A 20,349-nucleotide genomic window follows, 5' to 3' on the forward strand; every position below is an offset into this window, starting at 1 on the left:
TGCCGGCCGTGCGCGGCACTACTCGGCGAAGACGAGTTGCTCCGGCGGCTCGGTCAGGCGCACGGTGCTGCCATTCTGTTCGATCAGGTTGTCCAGATGCGTGGAATGCGCCTGGGGCAGCACCATCACCCGATCCGGATTGCGCGCCAGATACGCCTTGAACCCCTTCACCGTACCGCCGGTGCCGAGATATTCGATCAGGCGACGGAACAGCTTGGGCAGGATCACGGCGTCTTCGGTGATCGCGGCCAGAAGTCACACCGGCGTTGGTGCGATCGGCCGGCCACAGGCCGCGTTCGGCGTTGCGGGCAGCACGTGTCTGCTCGGCGAAACGGGTGCGCAGATCGTGGAACAGGCTGGTATACAACGTCGGGTAGGTCAGGCCCTGGTTGAGCAGCGCCGCATTGGCCGTGGCCGAGAGGTCGTCGGACGTGACGAAGTGCTCGCCGCCGTCTGTGAGCCCGAGTTGTTTGCCGGCGTCGGCGGATAAGGCGAACGAGACGGGCCGGCCATAGGTGCCGGTGGTCCGTGCCAGAATGAAACCGGGCACGTTATCGTCGGCGCTCGTGACTTTGTAGTGATTGGCGTCCCATTCACGTCGTGGATACCGAGCGCCGCGAACAGTTCATGCGCGGCTTTTTCGGCGTATTTCAGCGGCTGATGGTGGCCGCGGTAATGGGTTTCCAGCGTGTCGATGGCTTCCAGTCGGAGCTGGACGTGGCCGCGTGCGTTGGGCGTCGCCGGGCGCCCGGAAAGCACGTCCCAGGCCTGCTCGCGGTCCGCGGCAAAACGGATCGAATCGCCGTCCGGCGAATAGCCCTGAATATGAAACATGCCGGCGATGACATGAAACGACAAGATGACCCCGGGGGCGGGTTGCGCCATGGCCATTCATCCTGCGCGTGTCAGGTGACACGTCAATGACTTGGGCGCGGTGCTCCAGAGCATTTCCCGCTTTTCCCGACCCATGGCGTGCTGGAAGATATGCACAAAGGAAGGCGGATCGACGCCGGTCACAAGGCGCACATGGTATCTGCGTTAATCTGCGTCGATCTGCGGATAAATGCCTTGGGAAAATAGAAATCAGAGCCCGAGTTCGCTCAACCCCGGGTGGTCGTCCGGGCGCCGGCCCTGGGGCCAGAAAAACAGCCGCCCGGATTCGGTGATCGGAAGATCGTTGATGCTGGCCAGCCGCACGGCCATCAGGCCGTTGGCGTCGAATTCCCAGTTCTCGTTGCCGTAGGCGCGGTACCACTGGCCGGAGCCGTCGCGGAATTCATAGGCAAAACGCACGGCGATGCGGTTGTTATCGAAGGCCCAGAGTTCCTTGATCAGGCGATATTCCAGCTCGCGCTGCCATTTGCGGGTGAGAAACGCATGAATCTCGGCGCGGCCGTCGATGAATTCCGCCCGATTGCGCCACCGGCTATCCGGCGTATAGGCGAGCACCACCCTGTCCGGATCGCGCGTGTTCCAGGCGTCTTCGGCCAGGCGCGCTTTTTTGGCTGCGGTTTCGGCCGTGAAGGGAGGGAGCGGCGGCTTGGTTTCCATGGTCTGGGTTCTCCGGCAAGACAGGTGCTCGGGCGATCAGTCGTCGTCGTTTTCGATGCGCACCGAGGTCACCCCGGCGATCTCGCCGAGCGCGATGTGCAGTTGCTGGGTCGCCGGGCGGCCGATGACGTGCAGGGTGGCGCGGGCTGTGCCGCCCTCGTTGGAGGGATCGGGCATGGAAATGTCGTCGATAGTGAATTTCTGTTCCGCGCAGCGCTTGAACACCCGGTGCATTACATCTTCGCCTGCCCGGTAGGTCAACTGGACCACGAAGCCGCGATAGAGCACGCGGCGGTTGAAGGGCGTATAGACATAAACGGCGGTGAAATGCGCGGCTGTGGCGATGATGGCCAGCACCGGCAGGCCCGCCGCACAGGCCATGCCGATGGCCGCGGTCAGCCAGACCACCGCGGCGGTGGTCAGCCCGCGCACCGCATCGCCGCGCACGAAGATCAGCCCGCCGCCGATGAAGCCGATGCCCGAGACGATCTGGGCGGCCACGCGTGACGGGTCGAACGAGACATGGGCGCCGCCCGTCACATCGCCGAAACCGTATTTCGACACCAGCATGATCAGCGCCGCGCCGACGCCCACCAGGGTATGCGTGCGCAGGCCGGCGCTTTTCATGCGGAATTCGCGCTCCAGACCGATCAGCGAGGAGAGCACGAAGGCCAGCGCCAGCTCGCCGATCTGCAGCCAGCCCTGGCCGCCCGGGTCCGGAAAAAGAAAGTGGGTGATGCTCATGGAGGGGGCGATATTCGAAAGGGGCCGTCGGTCGTGGCTTGTGCCTTCAAGATATCGCTATCGGCTGGCTTCGATAAGAGTGGCCGGTTCGCCGGGTTACGTGGCCGCCCGATCGAGATGGGTATAGCCGCCGTCGACCACCACCCATTGCCCGGTGGTATGTGCAGCGCGCGGCGAGAGCAGGAACACCGCGTTGTCGGCGATCTCCTCGGGCCGGGTCATGCGGCGGCCGAGCGGGATACGCGCGGTGATGCGTTCGCGGGCGGCGGCCGGGTCGTCGAAGGTTTCCAGCCAGCGTTCGTACATGGGCGTGGCGACCTCGGCCGGCACCACCGCGTTCACGCGCACGCCGTGTTCGGCCAGCGAGACGGCCCATTCGCGGGTCAGCGCGAGGGCCGCGCCCTTGGCCGCGCAATAACCGCTGGTGCCGCCCTGGCCGGTCAGCGCGGTCTTGGAGGCAATGTTCACGATCGCGCCACGACTGGCCTTGAGATCGCCCTCGCACAGATGTGCCATCAGGTAGTAGTGCAGCAGGTTGCGATCCAGCGACTGCCGGAATGCGGCCAGACCGGCGCCCAGGCCGACGCCGTCGTTGGCCCCGGCGTTGTTGACCAGGCCGTAAACGGGGCCGGTTTCGGCGGCCGCCGAGACGGCCTCGCGACAGGCGGTTTCATCGGTCAGATCCGCCGCGATATGCCGGGTGCGGGGCTGGGTCGCCTGGAGTGCCTCGACGAAGGCGGCATCTTCACCGCGATCGACGATCACCGGAATCGCGCCCTCGGCGGCCAGCCGCCGGCTGATGGCGCCGCCGATGCCGGCCAGCCCGCCGGTGACGATCACGACCTTGTCGGTGAGTTCCAGATCCACGGGGCCTTCCTATAGCTTCAGCGAATAGATCGACGCAGCATTGGTGCCGAACAGCCTGGCGTGGCAATCGGCGCCCTGGGCGCGGGCCCAGGCATCGATCAGCGCGAACCAGTCGCCGTAGGTCATCGCCAACTGGCAGACCGGCCAGTCGGAGCCAAAGATGAGCCGATCCTCGCCGAAAAGTGCCAGCGCCGTATCCAGATGCCGATGAATGCCGTCGATATCCGGCGGTTCGCCCGGCGCGGCCTGGGCCTCGGTCGCCAGCCCCGAGATCTTGACCGCGACATGGGGCATCGCAGCCAGTTCGGCCATTGCGCGCCGCCAGGCGGCAAAGTCGGCTTCTGCCCCGGGGATCGCCGGTTTGGCCAGATGATCGAGTACCAGCGTGTGTCGATCGTGGTGGGCACAGAAGGTGACGGCATCACCGAGCTGGCGGTGATTGACCAGCACGTCATAGACCAGCCCGCGGCGCTGCACGGCGTCCACGCCGGCATCGAAGGCCCGGTCGTCCAGGCGCGCCGGGTCGCCTTCGATCTGGTGGCGCAGGCCGACCAGCGGGCCGGCCTGTTGCCAGTCGGCGATGCGTTCGTCGGCGTCCGCCGTCGCGAGATCGACCCAGCCGACCACGCCGGCGATCCAGTCCTCGGCCTCGGCCTGTTCCATCAGGAAGGCGGTTTCCGCTTCGTCGCCCGTGGCCTGTACGGCGACTGTGCGATCAATCCCGGTTTCGGCCATCGGACTGGCCAGATCGACCGGCAACCAGTCGTGCATCAGCTCTTCCATGCCGGGGCCGATCCAGTCCAGCCGGATCGGGTCGTAACGCCAGAAGTGCTGATGCGCGTCGATGATCATGAGGGGTGCTCAGTGGCCCTTGAAGCGATACTGCTCGAGCGACTCCGCTTTCATCTCGCCGGAATAGCCGGGCGCGCTGGGTGGCCTATAGGCCGCATTGCGCACCACGCAGGGGTCGACGAAATGCTCGTGCAGATGATCGACGTATTCGGTCACGCGGCCTTCGGTGGTGCCGGAGAAACACAGATAATCGATCATCGACAGATGCTGGACATATTCGCACAGGCCGACGCCGCCGGCATGCGGGCAGACCGGCAATTCGTATTTGGCGGCCATCAGCAGCACCGCCAGCACTTCGTTGACGCCGCCGAGACGGCAGGCATCGAGCTGCACCACGTCGATCGCCTCGCGCATCATGAACTGCTTGAAGAGCACACGGTTCTGGCACATCTCGCCGGTGGCGACCTTGACCGGGGCCACGCCTCGCCTGATCGCGCGATGGGCCTCGACGTCGTCCGGGCTGGTCGGTTCCTCGATGAACCACGGGCGGGCAAAGGCCAGTGCGTTGACCCAGTCGATGGCCTCGTCGACTTCCCACATCTGGTTGGCATCGATCATCAGCGCGCGATCCTCGCCGATCACTTCGCGGGCGATGGTCACCCGGCGCTTGTCGTCCTCGAGATTGCCGCCGCACTTGAGTTTGACGTGGTTGTAGCCTTCGTCGACCGCTTCCTGGCACAACCGGCGCAGTTTGTCCTCGCTGTAGCCGAGCCAGCCGGCGGAGGTGGTGTAGCAGGGGTAGCCATGGGCTTCGAGCGCGGCGATGCGCTCGGCCTTGCCCTGTTCGCGTTCGCACAGCAGCTTGAGCGCTTCGTCGCGTGTAATGCAGTCGGTCATGTAGCGGAAATCGATGCAACGCACGATCTCTTCCGGCGACATCTCGGCCACCAGCCGCCACACCGGCTTGCCTTCGGACTTGGCCCAGAGATCCCAGACCGCATTGACCACCCCGGCGGTCGCCAGATGGATCGCGCCTTTCTCCGGGCCGATCCAGCGCAGCTGGCTATCGCCGGTCACACGGCGCCAGAACGCGCCCATGTCGGCGGCGATATCCGCCAGATCGAGGCCGATCACCAGATGCCGCATCGATTCGATCGCGGCACAGGCCAGCTCGTTGCCGCGGCCGATAGTGAAGGTCAGTCCATGGCCTTCCAGACCTGCGGTATCGGTTTCCAGGATGCAATAAGCCGCGGAATAGTCCGGGTCCGGGTTCATGGCATCCGAGCCGTCGAGTTGCTCGGAGGTGGGAAAGCGCACGTCGATCACGCGCATGTCGACGATTCGGGTCATGCGTCCACCGTATGCTGGGATTGCTCGCCCAGGCCTTCGATGCCGAGCCGGAGTTGCTGGCCGGCGCGCAGGAAGACCTGCGGCGATTGGCCGGCGCCGACGCCTGGCGGGGTGCCGGTCGAGATGATGTCGCCGGGCTGCAGGCTCATGAAGCGGGACAGGTAGGACACCAGGTAGGCGACCTCATAAACCATCGTAGAGGTACTGCCGTTCTGGTAGGTCTTGCCGTCCACCGACAGCCACATGTCGAGCTGCTGTGGATCGGCGATCTCGTCGCGCGTGACCAGCCAGGGGCCGATCGGGCCAAAAGTGTCGCAACCCTTGCCCTTGTCCCAGGTGCCGCTGCGTTCGAGCTGGAATTCACGCTCGGAGACATCGTTGACCACGCAATAGCCGGCGACGTGATCCATCGCCGCCTCGGGTTCGATATAACGCCCGCCGCGGCCGATGATCACGCCGAGTTCGACTTCCCAGTCGGTCTTGTGCGAATTGCGCGGGATCTCGATATCGTCGTTGGGTCCGCAGATCGCGCTGGTCCATTTATTGAAAATCACCGGCTCGGGCGGTACCTCGGCGCCGGTTTCGGCGGCATGGTCGGAATAGTTCAGGCCGATGCAGATGAATTTTCCGACCCGCCCCACACAGGGGCCGAGGCGGGTGTCCGGGTCGACGGCCGGCAGGCTCGTCAGATCGTGCCGGCGCAGCCGGTCGAGCGAGTCCGGGGCGAGCATGTCACCGGCGATATCGTCCACCAGCGAGGAAATATCGCGGATCGTGCCGGCGGCATCGATCACACCGGGTTTTTCCTGGCCCGGTGGGCCGTATCTGAGCAGTTTCACAAAGCGCTCCTTGAATCAGAGAAAAGGTCCGGCTAGTTCGCCCAGCCCCCGTCGATGAGCTGGGCGGTGCCGGTGATGAAGGCGGATTCGTCGGAAGCCAGAAATGCGGCCAGCGCGGCGATTTCGTCCGGGGTGCCGAGCCGGGCCATGGGCTGACGGGCAATGAACTCATTGCGCACCAGAGCCTCGCTGCGGCCTTCGGCGGCGGCCTGGGCGGCGATGCGTTCGCGCAGCGACGGCGAATCGACTGTGCCCGGGCAGATGGCGTTGCAGCGGATCTCGGCGGTCATGAAATCGGCGGCCACCGACTTGGTCAGACCGATCACCGCGGCCTTGCTGGCGCCGTAGGCGCAGCGCTCGCGTACCCCTTTCACGCTGGAGGCCAGCGAGGCCATGTTGATGATGCTGCTGCCGGGTGGCATGTAACCGATGAAGGCGCGGATCATGTCGAACATCGAGGTGACGTTCAGATCGAAGGTGCGCTGCCAGGTGGAGCGCCCGCAATGCAGGATGTCGCCGCTCGGCACCATGCCGGCACAGTTGAACAGCACGTCCAGCGGCGGCAGCACCGAGGCCAGGTCGGTGATCGCCTCCGGGTCGGTGACATCGAGCGGGTAGGTCTCGATGTCGGTTTCGCCGGCCAGCGGGCCGATGTCGATATCGGTGGCGATCACCCGCGCGCCCTCGGCGCGAAAGCGCTCTACCGTGGCCCGGCCGATACCCTGGGCGGCGGCGGTAATGAGCGCCGTCTTGTTTTCCAGTCGCTGCATTGCACCTCTCCCGGCAGTTGCTCTACATCCAACGGCCTATTGGTCAGGCCAATGAGCCAAGCGTAGAGTGACCGTGGCCCGCTGGCAATCTTCGCGATGCCGGTTTGGGCTCGAACTTTTGTCTGATTCCGTGTCCGGAGCCGTCACGTGCCCATCGCCGCTGTCCGTTCAACCCGTCTGTACCGCCAGATCGCCGATCAGCTGCAGCGACTGATCCGCGACGGCGAGTTCCCGCCCGGCACCCGATTGCCGCCGGAGCGTGAGCTGTCGCAGCAGCTCGGCGTGAGCCGGGCTTCGGTACGCGAGGCGCTGATCGCGCTGGAAGTGGTCGGCGACGTGGAGGTTCGTGTCGGCCACGGCGTGGTGGTGCTGGATTCGAGCCATGCCTCGGCCGAGCCGGTGATGCGGGCGGCGGCCCGGAGCGAGCCGTGGCGGATCGATCCGGAATTCGCCAGCGAGGTCGAGCTCAACCTCGACGAGGAGATCCCGCCGTTCGCGTTGCTTCGGGCGCGGCGCCACATCGAACCGGAAACCGCCGCGCTCGCGGCCGTGAACGCCGATGCCGACGATCTGGCGGCCTTGCGCGACGCGCTGGATCGCAACATCGAGGACAACCGCGAACCCGGCGGCAATCGCTTCGTCGGCGACCGGCTGTTGCATATCCGCATCGCCGAGGCCTCGAACAACGCCGCCTATGCCCTGCTCATCAAGCATCTGCTGGGCCATCAATACGGCGTGATGTTCCGCCGGCTGCAGGCCTACTACATGGAAAACCGGATGTGGAACCGCTCGCAGACGGATCACGAGCGGATCGTGTCGGCCATCGCGGCGGGCGACGAAGCCGGCGCCCGCCAGGCGATGGAGAAACATCTGGATCACGTGCTCGGGGTGTTCTTTTCCGAATGAGGCGCCGCCGGTGCCGGCTTGTCCGGGGACAAGCACGGCGGCTGCCCCGTGCGCGGCAAAACCGCGAGTCGAGGACGGGACGTGCCACTAACGTATAAAGGTCAGGCCATTGGACGTTTGCTTCAATCGAAGACAGGGGCGTTCCGCACGGCAACTGACGCACAGACGCGTCGGCCGGCCCGCAATGTCATCGACACGGAAGTCGCCAGGGCCGGATACGCCGTTCCAGACAAGCCGCGCTAGACAGGGAGTAGACATGACGTCATCGAATGCAGCGCATACGGCGGGTGCCATGCCGCTGCTGTCGATGCGCGGTGTCAGCAAGGGTTTCCCCGGCGTGCAGGCCTTGTCCGGCGTCGATCTCGAGCTCTATCCGGGCGAGGTCCTGGCGCTGGCCGGCGAGAACGGGGCCGGCAAGTCGACGCTGATGAAGCTGCTCAGCGGTATCCACACCGCGGATGCCGGCGAGATCGTGCTCGAAGGCGAGACGCTGCATCTCACCGGCCCGGCCGATGCCCAGGCGCGCGGTATCGGCATCATCCATCAGGAATTCAACCTGATTCCGCATCTGACCGTGGCCCAGAACCTGTTCATCGGCCGCGAGCCGCGGCGCTGGGGCTGGCTCGATCACCGCGCGCTGAATCGCCGCGCCCAGGCCCATCTCGACGAACTGCAGCTGCCGCTGGGGGCGCGCCAGATCGTGGGTGACTTGACGGTCGCGCATCAACAGATGGTCGAGATCGCCAAGGCGCTGATGCAAAAACCCAAAGTCCTGATCATGGACGAGCCGACGGCCGCCCTGAACGACAACGAGGTCTCGCTGCTGCACGCGCTGATCCGGCATTTCATGACGCCGGACATGGGCGTGATCTATATCTCGCACCGCATGGAAGAACTGAAGGTGATCGCCAACCGGGTTTCGGTGATCCGCGACGGCGCGAACGTTGGGGTGCGCGCGGTGGCGACCACTGACATGGACGAGATCATCGCCATGATGGTGGGGCGCTCGGTTTCAGGCGAACACCGGCCGGAGCATGTGCGGCCGGACCGCGCCGAATTGCTGCGGGTGCAAGGGCTGTCGACGCGCGGCTTGCTGCGGGACGTATCCTTCGACCTGCGCGAGGGCGAGATTCTCGGCTTTGCCGGCCTGATGGGCGCCGGGCGTACCGAAGTGGCGCGCGCGTTGATCGGCGCCGACCGGATCGAGTCCGGCACGATTTTCCTGCGTGGGCAAAGCATTCGTATCGGCAGTCCGGCAGAGGCGGCCAAGCATCGGATCGGCTATCTGTCGGAGGATCGCAAGCGGCTCGGCCTGCTGCTCGAGCAGGATGTGAAATTCAATATCACGCTCGGCACCGTGACCGACCTGTTTTCCGCCGGCGGCATGGTGCGCGACCGGCCGATGGCCGAGCGTTCGCGGCAACTGGTGGAATCGCTGCGCATCAAGACCCCGTCGATCCGCCAGCCGGTGAAGAATCTGTCGGGCGGTAACCAGCAGAAGGTCGTCATCGCCAAGTGGCTGCTCAAGGGCTGCGACATTCTGATCTTCGACGAGCCGACCCGCGGCATCGATGTCGGCGCCAAGGAAGAGATCTACCGGCTGATGAACGATCTGGTGGCCGACGGCAAGTCGATCATCATGATCTCGTCGGAGCTGCCGGAGGTGCTGCGCATGTCGCACCGGATCGCCGTGATGTGCGAAGGCCGGCTGACCGCGGTGCTCGATGCCGACGATGCCGATCAGGAAAAAGTCATGCACTACGCCACGTTGTCGTCGTCGCCTGCGGCCGAGACCGCCTGAGGAGGGATGATGAGTACCGCCAGGGGAAACACGTCTATGGCAGAAAAGGACACACCGGCGGGTGCCGGGCGATTGCCGCCCGGGCTGCGCGGCAAGTTCCAGCAGTTTCTGGCTTTTGCCGGGCTGATCCTGATCTTTGCCTTCTTTTCCTTTGCCAGCCCGAATTTCCTGACCTTCGCCAACGTGATGTCGATCCTGTTGGCCACCGTGGTCATCGGGACGCTGGCGATCGGCACCACGTTCGTGATCATCTCGGCCGGTATCGATCTGTCGCTGGGCACCGGCATGTCGCTGTGCGCGGTCATGTCCGGTGTGTTCATCACCCACTGGGGCCTGCCCATGCCGCTCGGGGTGGTACTGACGGTACTCTTCGGCGGCCTGATCGGCTTCGTCAACGGCTTCAACGTGACCGTGCTCAAGATCCCGCCGTTCATCGCCACGCTGGCCATGATGCTGGTCGCCGAAGGGCTGGCGCTGGTGATCTCGGGCAGCGCGCCGATCTACTTCAGCAACACGCCGAGCTATTACATGCTGTCCAACGGCAGCATCATCCCGGGTCTGGCCATCCCCAACGCCGTACTGTTGTGGGCGGCGGTCGCGATTATCGCGGCGATCATCCTCAACAAGAGCGTGTTCGGGCGCTATACCTATGCCATCGGCAGCAACGAGGACGCCACCGCGCTATCGGGCATCAACACGCGGCGCTGGAAGATCCTGATCTACAGCTTCGGCGGGCTGTTCATCGGCCTGGCCGGGGTGTTGATCTCGGCCCGGCTGAATTCGGCCCAGCCGGCGCTCGGCATGGGCTACGAGCTGAAAGCCATCGCCGCGGTGGTGATCGGCGGCACCTCGCTGTTTGGCGGTGTGGGCTCGATCCTCGGCACGGTCATCGGCGCGCTGATCATGTCCGTGCTCACCAATGGTCTGCAGATCATCTCGGTGCCGCAGGAATGGCAGACGGTGATCCTCGGTGTCGTCATTCTGGCGGCTGTCTATCTCGATAATTTCCGGCGCAACGCCGCGGCCTGAGCCGCGTCCGCGCCAGACCAGAACGTCCACAAGAACGAAACGGAGGAGATCATGACCCCTATTCGATCCGCGCTGCTCGCCGCAGCCGCCGGGCTTGCCCTGTCGGTCGGTGCCGCGGCGCCGGCGCTCGCCGACAGCGGCAAACCTTATATCGCGATCGTCTCGAAAGGCTTTTCGCAGCAGTACTGGCAGGCCGTGAAGCACGGGGCCGAGCAAGAGGCGCAGAAAAAAGGCGCGCGCATCACTTTCGAAGGCCCGCCGACCGAGTCGGATGTCGCTATCCAGATGAATCAGCTCAGCGCCGTGCTCAACAAGCATCCGGATGCCATCGGCTTCGCCGCGCTCGACAGCCAGGCGGCCGCGCCGATGATGATGCAGGCCAAGAGCCAGGGCATTCCCGTGATCGCCTTCGACTCCGGCGTGAAGAGCAATGTGCCGGTATCCACCGTGGCCACGAACAACAAGGCCGCCGGTGCGGAAGCCGCCAGGCACATGGCGAAGCTGCTGCACGACAAGGGCACGGTGGGGCTGATCATCCACGACCAGACCAGCGTGTCGGGCACGGATCGACGCGACGGCTTCATGAACTGGATGAAGAAGAACGCGCCGAACATCAAGATGCTGCGCCCGCAATACAGCAACAGCGACATGTCCAAGGCCGCGGACATCACCAAGGCGATCCTTTCGTCGCACCCGCATCTCGATGGCATGTTCGCGTCCAACGAGGCCTCGGCCGAAGGCATGGCGCTCGGGCTCAAGGAAAGCGGCCGCAAAAACATCGTCGCGATCGGTTTCGACTCGGGCAAGGCCCAGATCGATGCGATCAAGAACGGCGTGTTGACCGGTTCGATCACCCAGAACCCGGTCGGCATGGGCCGCGACATGGTCGACACCGCACTCAAGGTCATCCACGGCAAGAGCGTGCCCAAGACCATCGATACCGGTTTCTACTGGTACGACAAATCCAATATGGATCAGCCTAAGATTCAGAAGAATCTCTATCAGTAGAGGGATCGCGCCACGGCGCGGCGCAGCCCGCGCCGTGGCGCTTCCATATTGCACGTCTCGTGGCGGGCATGGATTATCGAGTTCGCCGTCCATGTCATGCCGGAGGCCGTGATCAGTATTCGTCGCATACAGGCGCTGGCCGAAGAAGCCGAAGCCCGGCTGCCGGTTGCCGTTGCCCGCTACTTCCGTCAGGGCTCCGGTGCATCGGTGTCCGCGGCCGAGGCAGTGACCGCCTGGGAGGCCCGGCGTCTGCTGCCGCGCGCGCTGACCGATGTGTCGCGGATCGACACCGGCACGACCTTGCTGGGCACCCCCGTTCGCACGCCGATCGCCGTGGCCCCGAGCACCTTCCAGCGGGCGGCGGATCCCGATGGCGAACGGGCCATGGCCGCGGCGGTCGCCGATGTCGGCAGTCTGCTGACGGTCTCGAGCAACGCCGGCACCCGCTTCGAAGCAATCGCCGAAACCGGGGTCGCCTGGTGGCTGCAGGCGTATCTGCCGGCCGATCGGCAGGCCGCGCTGCCGCTGCTGGAACGGGCGGTGGCCGCTGGCGCCGGCGCGATCGTGCTGACCGCGGATACGCCGGTGGTGGCGCACAAGGACGACGACGGCGCCGAGACGATCTGGGAGATCGCCGCCGACGATTGGCTGCAGGTCAATTTCGAGCCCGGTTACGGCAGCCGGCCGGGGCACGCCAAGGCGCGTGATCTCGGCCCGGCGGATATCGCCTGGTTACGTGAGCGCACCGGGCTGCCGGTGGTGGTCAAGGGCATTCTGCGCACGGATGACGCCGAGCGTTGTATCGCGGCCGGGGCGGCGGCGATCTGGGTCTCCAATCATGGCGGGCGTCAGCTCGACGGCGCGGCGGCCACCGCGGATTGCCTGCCCGATGTGGTCGCGGCGGTCGGCGAGCGCGCCGAGGTCTATGTCGACGGCGGGATCCGCTCCGGGCGCCATGTGCTGACAGCGCTGGCCATGGGGGCGCGCGCCGTGTTCCTGGGGCGCCCGCCGTTATGGGCGCTGGCGGCCGGCGGGCGCGAGCGGGTGGTGTGCGAGCTGAATGCCCTCGGCGAGGAACTGGTCGAAGCCATGCAACTGGCGGGCATGCGTCGCCCGGGCGCGGATCCGAGCCTGTTGGCCGCGGTGCGTCGTTGAAATCACGGGTTCTGTTTCGAGTGGGCGGCCCGCCGATTTCTCAAGGCATATCACGCGGCGAGCGACGCAGATTGATCAACACGACCCCCGCGCCGATCAGCCCCACGCCGAGTATGCCCCGCGCCGAGATCGAATCCGGGTACCAGGGCAGCGCTGTACTGGCCAGATAAACCAGTGCATAACTCAGGCCCAGCAGCGGATAGGCCCGATTGAGGGGCAGGTACGCCAGCGCCCCCATCCAGCAGGCCATGGACAGCAGGTAGGCCAGCAGGCCGGACGCCACGAAAAACAGCGCCTCGGCCCATGCCGCGCCGTCCGCCCCGACCCAGGCGGCATAGTGCAGCGGCGGCAGGTGCGCCATGCCCCATTTCTGCGCCAGTTGGGCATAGGTGACCAGGGCGATGCTGGCGCCGGCCAACTGGAAGCCTGTTACAACGCCGGCGCGAGACATGAGATACCTGCGATGATCAACGCGATGCCGGCCCCATGCTGCCAACCCACCGGTTCGTTGAACAGGAAACGCGCGGCCAGCGTGACCCAGACGAAATTAAGGCTGAGCATGGGATAGGCCACGCCCACCGGCAGGACTCGGAGCGCGAGCAGCCATATCATCATGCCCAGGCCCAGAAAGACCAGTGCGGCCCACAGCCATGGTGAACGGAGCTTGATCGACAGCGGGATCGCCCGGTCCCGCCAGCCTTCCACCGCCTGCTTCTGACAAAGCTGGCCGGCGCATACCAGCACGCTCACGATCAGGACATAGGTCATGATTCAGGTCGTCGTCGGCGGGTAGACGAGCAGAATGAAATCGCCCGCGGCGGTGAGTTTATAGCCGGGCGGGAAGTCGCGGGTATATTGCGCCGGCGTTGTCCTCCGGCGATGAAACTTGAGCAGGAGGACGACCTTGCCTTTATGGCGCGTCTTTCTCAGCCAGCCGGGGAAGGCATCGCGGGCGATGTTCTTGTCGGTGGGGACATCCGGGTAATCCAGGCCGTAGGCCAGTTCGCCGCGATTATCCAGCAGCTTGATGTCGCTGCGATCCAGCGCCCAGGCCAGACTGTAGGCGACCCCGTCGTCGTTGGTGAGCACATCGACCGCCTGCGTGAACGCCGGCGCGTGCGCGTTGATGAACCAGCCTGGCTGCTTGGCATCGATAACCGACTGCGGCAGGGCCCAGGCCAGCAAAAGCGCGAGCACGCCCGGGCAGAGTGCGGCTGCCGCCCATCCGCGCAACGGCCAGCGCAGCTGCACGAGGCCGAACAGGCTCCAGCCGGCGAAGCTGACCAGGCCGAGCGCGAGCGCCCCGGTGTCGCCGGCGCCGTAGATATGTTGATCGGGCCGCGATAGCCAGTACACCGCGCCCACACCGATGAGGCCGAAAACGATATTGATGGCACCGTTGACCCGCAGCACCCGGGTCGCGGCGCGGTCCACCGCCGCCATCACGCCGTGGCCGGCAAGCAGGGCCAGGGGCGCGAAGCAGGGCAGGATATAGGTCGGCAGCTTGCCCTTGGCCGCGCTGAAAAACAGCAGCGGGAACAGCAGCCAGCACAGCAGATAAATGAATTCGGGCGCTTCGCGCCGTTCGCGCCAGGCGTGCCACCAGGTGACGGGGGCGACCCCCAGCCAGGGCAGGCTCCCTGCCAGCAGCAGGGGCAGGTAATACCAGACCGGCCCCGCGTGCTGGGCATGGGCGCCGGCGAAGCGCTTGATGTGCTGCACCCAGAAGAAGTAGCGCCAGTAATCCGGCGCCAGCAGTTGAATCCAGATCGCCCATGGCGCGCTGATCACGGCGGCCGCGATGACGGCCACCGGGCCGTATACGACCAATTCGGCGAAGCGTCGCCGATAGATCATGTACGGCAGGATCGCCACCACCGGCAGGGCCAGCGCGATGAACCCCTTGGTCAGAAAACCGGCGCCGCAGGCCAGGCCGAACACGATATAGCGCGCGATGCGGGCTCTGGGGGTCCGCGCGTCCAGGCACAGGCAGAACGTCGCCATGGCGGCGGTCATCCAGAACGAAAACATGGCATCGAGCACGCTCATGGTGCCGACGCCGTAGACCAGCAGCATCGATAGGTAGATCAGCGACGCGGCGACGGCGGTTTGCGCCGAGTGCCAGAAACGGCGCGCCAGCCAGGCCACCAGGGCCGCGCTTGCCGCGGTCGCCGCCACCGACGCAAAACGAACGGCGAAGTTGTCGTGGCCGAAGATCAGCTGCGACAGATTATTCAGCCAGTACCCGAGGACGGGCTTTTCGAAATAACGCAGACCCAGCAGGTGGGGCACGATCCAGTGACCGGTGGCCAGCATTTCCCGGCTGATTTCCGCATAGCGGGCCTCGTCGGGGATCCAGAGCCCACGGGTGGCGCTCGGAAACAGATAGAACAGCCCGAAGAACAGGGCCACGCTCCATTTATTCAGCCGCATCGTTGTTTGCGTCCTCGGGCGCCTGGTGTGCCAACCATCCTTCCCGGCCTTCGATAGGCCCCGGGGTGATCCGGCCCGGCGGTATGCCCGCCATATCCGTCGGGAGCAGCTCGCCGAGCGGGCGGAATCGAATGCCGCGTTCGTGCGCGCGTGCCAGCAAGCGGTCGAACGCATCGGCCAGCACACCGCCTTCGACCTCGGCATGCACGGTATACACGTTCAGCCGGTTCGGGCGGATCCGGTCCAGTAAGAGGTCGTTGAAGGCCGCGGCATCCACATCGCCTCCGGCGCGTTCGTCGTAGGTCGGCAGATCCACCGGGATCTGCGGTGCGCCGAGGCTGTGGTCGGTCAGTCGTGGCCGGAAGATCGAGTGGCCCCGGCAATCGCTGTTGTAGCGAAAACCGAAGCGCTGCTTGGCTTCGATCACGGCCGGCGTGGTCCGCCAGCCGGCGGTGGCGGAACAGTCGACGTCCCGGCCGAGGATATCGGCCAGCGCCTGTGTCCCGCGTTCGATTTCCCGGTCCAGCCAGCGTGCCGGCCGGCGATCCACGTTGACTTGCCAGCCGTGATGATCCCAGGCATGCAGGCCGATCTCGTGGCCGGCCCGGTCGGCGCTGCGAATGACGTCGGCCAGGCCGTGCCCGATCCGGCGCCCCGGCCAGGCCGTGCCCGCCAGCAGGATGGGCCAGCCATACAGCGCGGCCGCATCCGAACGCAGCATCTTGCGCAGGAACGCCGGCTTGAACAGACGCCAGACATGACGGCCCATGTTGTCGGGCCCGACCGAGAAGAAAAATGTCGCGCGCAGGTGGTGTTTGTCCAGCGTCCGCAAAAGCTGCGGCACGCCGTCGCGCGTGCCGCGAAAGGTGTCGACATCGATGCGCAGGCCGGCGTCAATCATCCGTGTTCGGGTCTTCGAAGACCCCGGTCAGGAAAAAGTCCAGCGTTTTCTCGACGGTCTCCTCCAGCGCGATGGTGGGCGTCCAGTCCAGCAGGCGCCGGGCGTTGTCGATGCTGGGCCGCCGGTGCGAGACGTCCTGGTAGCCTTTGCCGTAGTACGCCTGGCTCTCGGTCACGTGAAGGCCGGCGAACGGCGGAAATCGATCGCGCAGGGGATGCCGGTCGAAGCGGTCGACCAGCAGCTCGGCCAGTTCGCGGATGCTCGCTTCATTGTCGGGGTTGCCGATATTGATGATGCGGCCATCGCAGCGCCCGCCCTTGTTCTCGACGATACGAAACAGGGCCTCGATGCCGTCCTCGATATCGGTGAAGCAGCGCTGCTGCGCGCCGCCGTCGATCAACTGAATCGGCGTTCCGCTGACCAGGTTGAGGATGAGCTGCGTGATCGCGCGCGAACTGCCGATGCGGGCCGAATCCAGGCTGTCCAGCCGTGGCCCCATCCAGTTGAACGGGCGGAACAGCGTGAACGCCAGCCCCTCTTTCTCCCCGTAGGCCCAGATGATGCGGTCGAGCAGCTGTTTGGAGGTCGAATAGATCCAGCGCTGCTTGTTGATCGGGCCCACCACGAGCCTGGATGTTTCCTCATCGAATTTGTCGTCCTCGCACATGCCGTAGACTTCGGACGTGGAGGGGAAAACGATGCGTTTGCCGTATTTCACGCAGTAACGCACGATCCGGAGGTTTTCCTCGAAATCCAGCTCGAACACCCGCAGCGGGTTGCGCACGTACTCGATCGGCGTGGCGATGGCGACCAGCGGCAGAATCACATCGCACTTCTTGATGTGATATTCGATCCACTCATGATGAATGCCGATGTCGCCTTCGACGAAATGAAAATGCGGCCGGTCCAGGAAACGGGCGATGGTATGGCTGCCGATATCCATGCCATAGACTTCATAGCCGCCATCGGCGAGCAGTCTTTCCACCAGATGATTGCCGATGAAGCCGTTGACGCCGAGAATCAATACCTTGGTGCGTGGCTTTTGCCGTACGACGGTTCTGTCGCGCGGACCGAGCTGCATGCCGGCGACCAGCCCCATTTCACGCGCGAGCTGGGCGCCGCCGACCGGCAGCCCGCCACTGGCCTGGCCGGACCGGATTTCCAGCAGGTTTTCGCCGCAGGCGATACGCAGCGGGCTCGCCGATACGACCGTTCCCGGGGCCGGGGCTTGCTGGTCCGTGGTCTCGACAACCGCCGCCTCCCAGACCCACAGCTTGCGATCGCCGGCAAAGGAAAACGCCCCCGGGTAGGGTGCGGTCACCGCGCGTACGAGTCGCTCGAGCCGATCGGCGGGCAGCTGCCAGTCGAGTTCGCCGTCGGCGGGTGTGCGGCGGCCGAAATAACTGGCCGTGGTCTCGTCCTGCGGCGCGAGCGTCACGCGGCCGGCGCGAAAATCGGCAAGGCAGTCCGCGAGGAGTGCCTGGGCCGCGGCGTTGAGCTTGCGGTGCAGCGACAGCGCGGTTTCGTCGGCATCGATGGCGACCTCGCGCTGGGCGGCGATCGGGCCGGCATCCGGGCGCTTGATCATCTGGTGCAGCGTTACCCCGGTGCGCGGCTCGCCGTTGACCAGGACCCAGTTGGCCGGGGCCCGGCCGCGATAGGCCGGCAGCAATGAACCGTGCAGGTTGTAGGCGCCCTCGCCCGGAATCGCCAGAATATCGGCGCTGAGCAGGTTTCGGTAGTAGAAGGAAAAAATGTAGTCCGGCGCGAGCGCGCGAATATGCTCGACCCAGAACGGGCCGTTGACGTCTTCCGGCGCATGCACCGGAATGTCGAGCCGCGCACACAGGCGTGCCACGGATTCGAAGAACGGCACCTCGCCGGGGGCGTCGGCATGGGTGAACACGGCCGCGATATCGAAGCCCGCCTCGACCAGCGCGCGAATACCGGTACAACCGATATCGTGATAAGCGAATACGACGACCTTCACGATTCTTCTCCCTCTGACGGGCTGGCCGGCGCGTTGCTACGCACGACTTCCTGGACGAAATAACGGGGCCGGGCCCGGACGTCGTGGTACATGCGTCCGATGTACTCGCCGAGCAGGCCCATGGCGATGAACTGGGCACCGACGAAGCCGAACAGAATGGCGAACAAGGTGAAAACACCATTCCCGGACCAGGCGGCGCCGAACAGAATACGGGTCACGATCAGTAATGCGGCGAGCAGAAAACCACAGAAGGCGATCACACCGCCCAGGATGCTCAGCAAACGAAGCGGCGCCGTGGTCATGGAGGTGACCAGATCGAACATGAGATGGATCAAGCGCAGCGGCGTGTACTTGGACTCGCCGTAGCCGCGTTCTTCGTGGTTGACCTCGATTTCCGTGGTATCGCGCGCGAAGCTGTTGGCCAGGATCGGGATGAAGGTGCTGCGCTCGTGGCAACCCAGCATGGCTTCGACGATATGCCGACGGTATGCGCGCAGCATGCAGCCGTAATCGTGCATGTCCACGCCGGTCGAACGTTTGGCCGCGTAGTTGATCAGCCGGGAAGCCCAGCGCCGCGCCCGGGAGTCCTGGCGATCCACGCGTACTGTGCCGACGACGTCGTAGCCGCGATCGGCGGCCTCGACCAGTCGGCCGATCTCCTCGGGCGGATTCTGCAGGTCGGCATCGAGCGTGACCACGAGATCGCCCCGGGCCTGTTCGAATCCGGCCATGATCGCGGCATGCTGGCCGTAGTTGCGGTTGAGTATCACCGCGATGACTTGGGCATGCTCGCGGGCGGCTTCGGCCAGCACGCCGGGCGAACCGTCGCGACTGCCATCGTCCACCAGGATGATCTCGTAGCACCGGCCCAGCGCCTCGCAGGCCGCCAGGGTACGGCGCAGGAGTTCTTCCAGCCCCGGGCGCTCGTTGAACACCGGAATGACGACCGAAACACAGGCGATGGGATGACGGCTACGCACGATCGATATCCAGAATGTGGTGCAACGCCGCGCCCACGCGGTCGACGTCGGTGTGGGTCATGTCCGGGAACAGGGGCAGGCTCACCAGGCGTTCCGAATTCCATTCCGTATTCGGCAGGCTCAGGCCGCTGAAGCGTTCCCGGTAATATTTCTGTCGGTGCACGGCCTTGAAGTGGATGCCGGTGCCGATGCCCTGTTCCTGCAGTTGCCCCATCAAGCCGGCGCGATCGATGCCGCAGCTGTTTTCGTCCACACGCACGATCAACAGGTGCCAGGCGTGCGTTTCGGTATGGGCGGGCACGGCCAGCGGCTGCAGCGGCGTTCGCGCCAACCACGCCGCGTAATGTGCGGCGAGCGCGGCGCGGCGCGCATTCATATCGGCAAGCCGATCGAGCTGCACGATGGCGATGGCCGCGTTGATGTCCGCCAGATTGTACTTGTAGCCGGGCTCGATGACTTCCGCCTGCGCTTTGCGGCCGTGGCTCTGCCTGTCGTAGGCATCCACGCCCAGGCCATGAAATTTCAGGCTGCGCACCCGGTCGGCGAGTGTGGCGTCGTCGGTCACGACGACCCCGCCCTCGGCGCAGGTCGCGTTCTTGATCGCATGCAGGGAAAAGATGGCCGTTCCGGTCTCGCCGATCCAGCGGCCGGCATAGCGGGTGCCCAGCGCGTGTGCCGCGTCCTCGATCACGGCGATGCCGTGGCGTTCGGCCCGTTGGCGAATCGGATCGATATCGACCGCCGCGCCGGCGTAATGGACCGGCACCACGGCCTTGGTGCGCGGGGTGATCGCGGCTTCCACACGCTCGGCATCGAGCATCAACGTATCGCGATCGACGTCCACGAAAACCGGGCGCGCGCCCAGCAGGCAGATGAGATTGATCGTCGATACCCAGGTCTGCGACGGGGTGATGACTTCATCGCCCGGGCCGATGTTCAACGCCGCCAGTGTGACGTGCATGCCGGCGGTCGCCGACGACACCGCGACCGCATGGCGGCTGCCGAATCGCTGGCAGAAAAGCGCTTCCAGTTCCTGATTCCTGGCCCCGGTGGTAATCCAGCCCGAGCGCAGTACGGTACTCGCGGCCTCGATCTCCCGCTCGCCGATCGAAGGGCGGGAGAACGGGAGGAAGTCCGAATCGAAATCTGGCCCCACGTCTCAACCTCAGCAGTAATCTGATCGCCATGGTAGTGCCTTGGCGTCAAATAAAAGTTAACCCTGTTTCCCGCAAC

21 protein-coding genes are annotated in these 20,349 nt (G+C 65.2%); 6 read left to right on the forward strand and 15 right to left on the reverse strand.

The window, feature by feature from the left end; genetic code table 11:
- Positions 1-18: 18 nt before the first annotated feature.
- Entirely contained in the window at positions 19-228 is a 210-nt protein-coding gene (locus tag ACS8Y6_RS00340) for a hypothetical protein (RefSeq protein ID WP_440854791.1), read from the reverse strand.
- A 372-nt stretch (positions 229-600) separates the two neighbouring features.
- Here ACS8Y6_RS00340 and ACS8Y6_RS00345 point away from each other — a divergent pair, with 372 nt between their 5' ends.
- Positions 601-924, forward strand: a complete 324-nt coding sequence (locus ACS8Y6_RS00345; protein ID WP_440854792.1) for a hypothetical protein — start codon at positions 601-603, stop codon at positions 922-924.
- A gap of 159 nt (positions 925-1,083) precedes the next feature.
- Here the strand turns inward: ACS8Y6_RS00345 and ACS8Y6_RS00350 are convergent, their stop codons facing one another.
- The 7 genes from ACS8Y6_RS00350 to ACS8Y6_RS00380 form a co-directional block, all read right to left on the reverse strand.
- Positions 1,084-1,551: a nuclear transport factor 2 family protein gene (locus ACS8Y6_RS00350; protein WP_440854793.1), complete on the reverse strand. Its 468-nt coding sequence runs from the start codon at positions 1,549-1,551 to the stop codon at positions 1,084-1,086.
- Positions 1,552-1,587: 36 nt separating this feature from the next.
- A complete protein-coding gene (locus ACS8Y6_RS00355; protein WP_440849616.1) occupies positions 1,588-2,295 on the reverse strand; it encodes an MgtC/SapB family protein in 708 nt (235 codons plus the stop codon).
- Positions 2,296-2,391: 96 nt separating this feature from the next.
- Entirely contained in the window at positions 2,392-3,162 is a 771-nt protein-coding gene (locus tag ACS8Y6_RS00360) for an SDR family oxidoreductase (RefSeq protein WP_440849615.1), read from the reverse strand.
- A 9-nt stretch (positions 3,163-3,171) separates the two neighbouring features.
- Positions 3,172-4,014 carry an amidohydrolase family protein gene (locus ACS8Y6_RS00365; RefSeq protein WP_440854794.1) on the reverse strand — a complete coding sequence of 281 codons (843 nt, stop codon included), beginning with the start codon at positions 4,012-4,014 and terminating at the stop codon, positions 3,172-3,174.
- Positions 4,015-4,023: 9 nt separating this feature from the next.
- Complete coding sequence (locus ACS8Y6_RS00370; RefSeq protein ID WP_440854795.1) at positions 4,024-5,304, reverse strand: L-fuconate dehydratase; 1,281 nt, start codon at positions 5,302-5,304, stop codon at positions 4,024-4,026.
- Positions 5,301-6,143 (reverse strand): fumarylacetoacetate hydrolase family protein, encoded by an 843-nt coding sequence (locus ACS8Y6_RS00375; RefSeq protein ID WP_440849612.1) that lies wholly within the window; start codon positions 6,141-6,143, stop codon positions 5,301-5,303. Before ACS8Y6_RS00375 ends, ACS8Y6_RS00370 begins: the two co-directional genes overlap by 4 nt.
- Positions 6,144-6,175: 32 nt before the next feature.
- Complete coding sequence (locus ACS8Y6_RS00380) at positions 6,176-6,913, reverse strand: SDR family oxidoreductase (protein ID WP_440849611.1); 738 nt, start codon at positions 6,911-6,913, stop codon at positions 6,176-6,178.
- Between the two features lie 147 nt (positions 6,914-7,060).
- Between ACS8Y6_RS00380 and ACS8Y6_RS00385 the strand changes: the two genes are divergently transcribed.
- The 5 genes from ACS8Y6_RS00385 (at position 7,061) to ACS8Y6_RS00405 (ending at position 12,812) form a co-directional block, all read left to right on the forward strand.
- The gene (locus tag ACS8Y6_RS00385) at positions 7,061-7,819 is read left to right on the forward strand and encodes a FadR/GntR family transcriptional regulator (RefSeq protein WP_440849610.1); all 759 of its coding nucleotides are present in this window, start codon (positions 7,061-7,063) and stop codon (positions 7,817-7,819) included.
- A gap of 256 nt (positions 7,820-8,075) precedes the next feature.
- Positions 8,076-9,620, forward strand: coding sequence for a sugar ABC transporter ATP-binding protein (locus tag ACS8Y6_RS00390; RefSeq protein WP_440849609.1), 1,545 nt, complete (start codon positions 8,076-8,078; stop codon positions 9,618-9,620).
- Between the two features lie 36 nt (positions 9,621-9,656).
- Positions 9,657-10,649, forward strand: coding sequence for an ABC transporter permease (locus ACS8Y6_RS00395; RefSeq protein ID WP_440849608.1), 993 nt, complete (start codon positions 9,657-9,659; stop codon positions 10,647-10,649).
- 51 nt (positions 10,650-10,700) lie between these two features.
- The gene (locus ACS8Y6_RS00400) at positions 10,701-11,657 is read left to right on the forward strand and encodes an ABC transporter substrate-binding protein (protein WP_440849607.1); all 957 of its coding nucleotides are present in this window, start codon (positions 10,701-10,703) and stop codon (positions 11,655-11,657) included.
- Positions 11,658-11,753: 96 nt separating this feature from the next.
- Positions 11,754-12,812 (forward strand): alpha-hydroxy acid oxidase, encoded by a 1,059-nt coding sequence (locus ACS8Y6_RS00405; protein ID WP_440854796.1) that lies wholly within the window; start codon positions 11,754-11,756, stop codon positions 12,810-12,812.
- Between the two features lie 40 nt (positions 12,813-12,852).
- Here ACS8Y6_RS00405 and arnF read toward each other — a convergent pair whose 3' ends face one another.
- Genes arnF through arnB form a run of 7 tightly spaced genes read right to left on the reverse strand, consistent with a single transcriptional unit; the run spans position 12,853 to position 20,272 of the window.
- Positions 12,853-13,263, reverse strand: coding sequence for a 4-amino-4-deoxy-L-arabinose-phosphoundecaprenol flippase subunit ArnF (arnF, locus tag ACS8Y6_RS00410; RefSeq protein ID WP_440849605.1), 411 nt, complete (start codon positions 13,261-13,263; stop codon positions 12,853-12,855).
- Entirely contained in the window at positions 13,242-13,580 is a 339-nt protein-coding gene (arnE, locus tag ACS8Y6_RS00415; RefSeq protein WP_440849604.1) for a 4-amino-4-deoxy-L-arabinose-phosphoundecaprenol flippase subunit ArnE, read from the reverse strand. The genes arnF and arnE overlap by 22 nt, the downstream gene beginning before the upstream one ends.
- A gap of 3 nt (positions 13,581-13,583) precedes the next feature.
- Positions 13,584-15,245 (reverse strand): lipid IV(A) 4-amino-4-deoxy-L-arabinosyltransferase, encoded by a 1,662-nt coding sequence (gene arnT, locus ACS8Y6_RS00420; RefSeq protein WP_440854797.1) that lies wholly within the window; start codon positions 15,243-15,245, stop codon positions 13,584-13,586.
- Positions 15,232-16,143, reverse strand: a complete 912-nt coding sequence (gene arnD / locus ACS8Y6_RS00425; RefSeq protein WP_440849632.1) for a 4-deoxy-4-formamido-L-arabinose-phosphoundecaprenol deformylase — start codon at positions 16,141-16,143, stop codon at positions 15,232-15,234. The genes arnT and arnD overlap by 14 nt, the downstream gene beginning before the upstream one ends.
- Complete coding sequence (gene arnA / locus ACS8Y6_RS00430) at positions 16,139-18,136, reverse strand: bifunctional UDP-4-amino-4-deoxy-L-arabinose formyltransferase/UDP-glucuronic acid oxidase ArnA (RefSeq protein ID WP_440854798.1); 1,998 nt, start codon at positions 18,134-18,136, stop codon at positions 16,139-16,141. The genes arnD and arnA overlap by 5 nt, the downstream gene beginning before the upstream one ends.
- Positions 18,133-19,116, reverse strand: a complete 984-nt coding sequence (locus tag ACS8Y6_RS00435) for a glycosyltransferase (RefSeq protein ID WP_440849601.1) — start codon at positions 19,114-19,116, stop codon at positions 18,133-18,135. Before ACS8Y6_RS00435 ends, arnA begins: the two co-directional genes overlap by 4 nt.
- Positions 19,109-20,272, reverse strand: coding sequence for a UDP-4-amino-4-deoxy-L-arabinose aminotransferase (arnB, locus tag ACS8Y6_RS00440; RefSeq protein ID WP_440854799.1), 1,164 nt, complete (start codon positions 20,270-20,272; stop codon positions 19,109-19,111). Before arnB ends, ACS8Y6_RS00435 begins: the two co-directional genes overlap by 8 nt.
- Positions 20,273-20,349 lie beyond the last annotated feature (77 nt).

The organism is Salinisphaera sp. RV14 (genome assembly GCF_052044135.1).
Taxonomy (GTDB): domain Bacteria; phylum Pseudomonadota; class Gammaproteobacteria; order Nevskiales; family Salinisphaeraceae; genus Salinisphaera.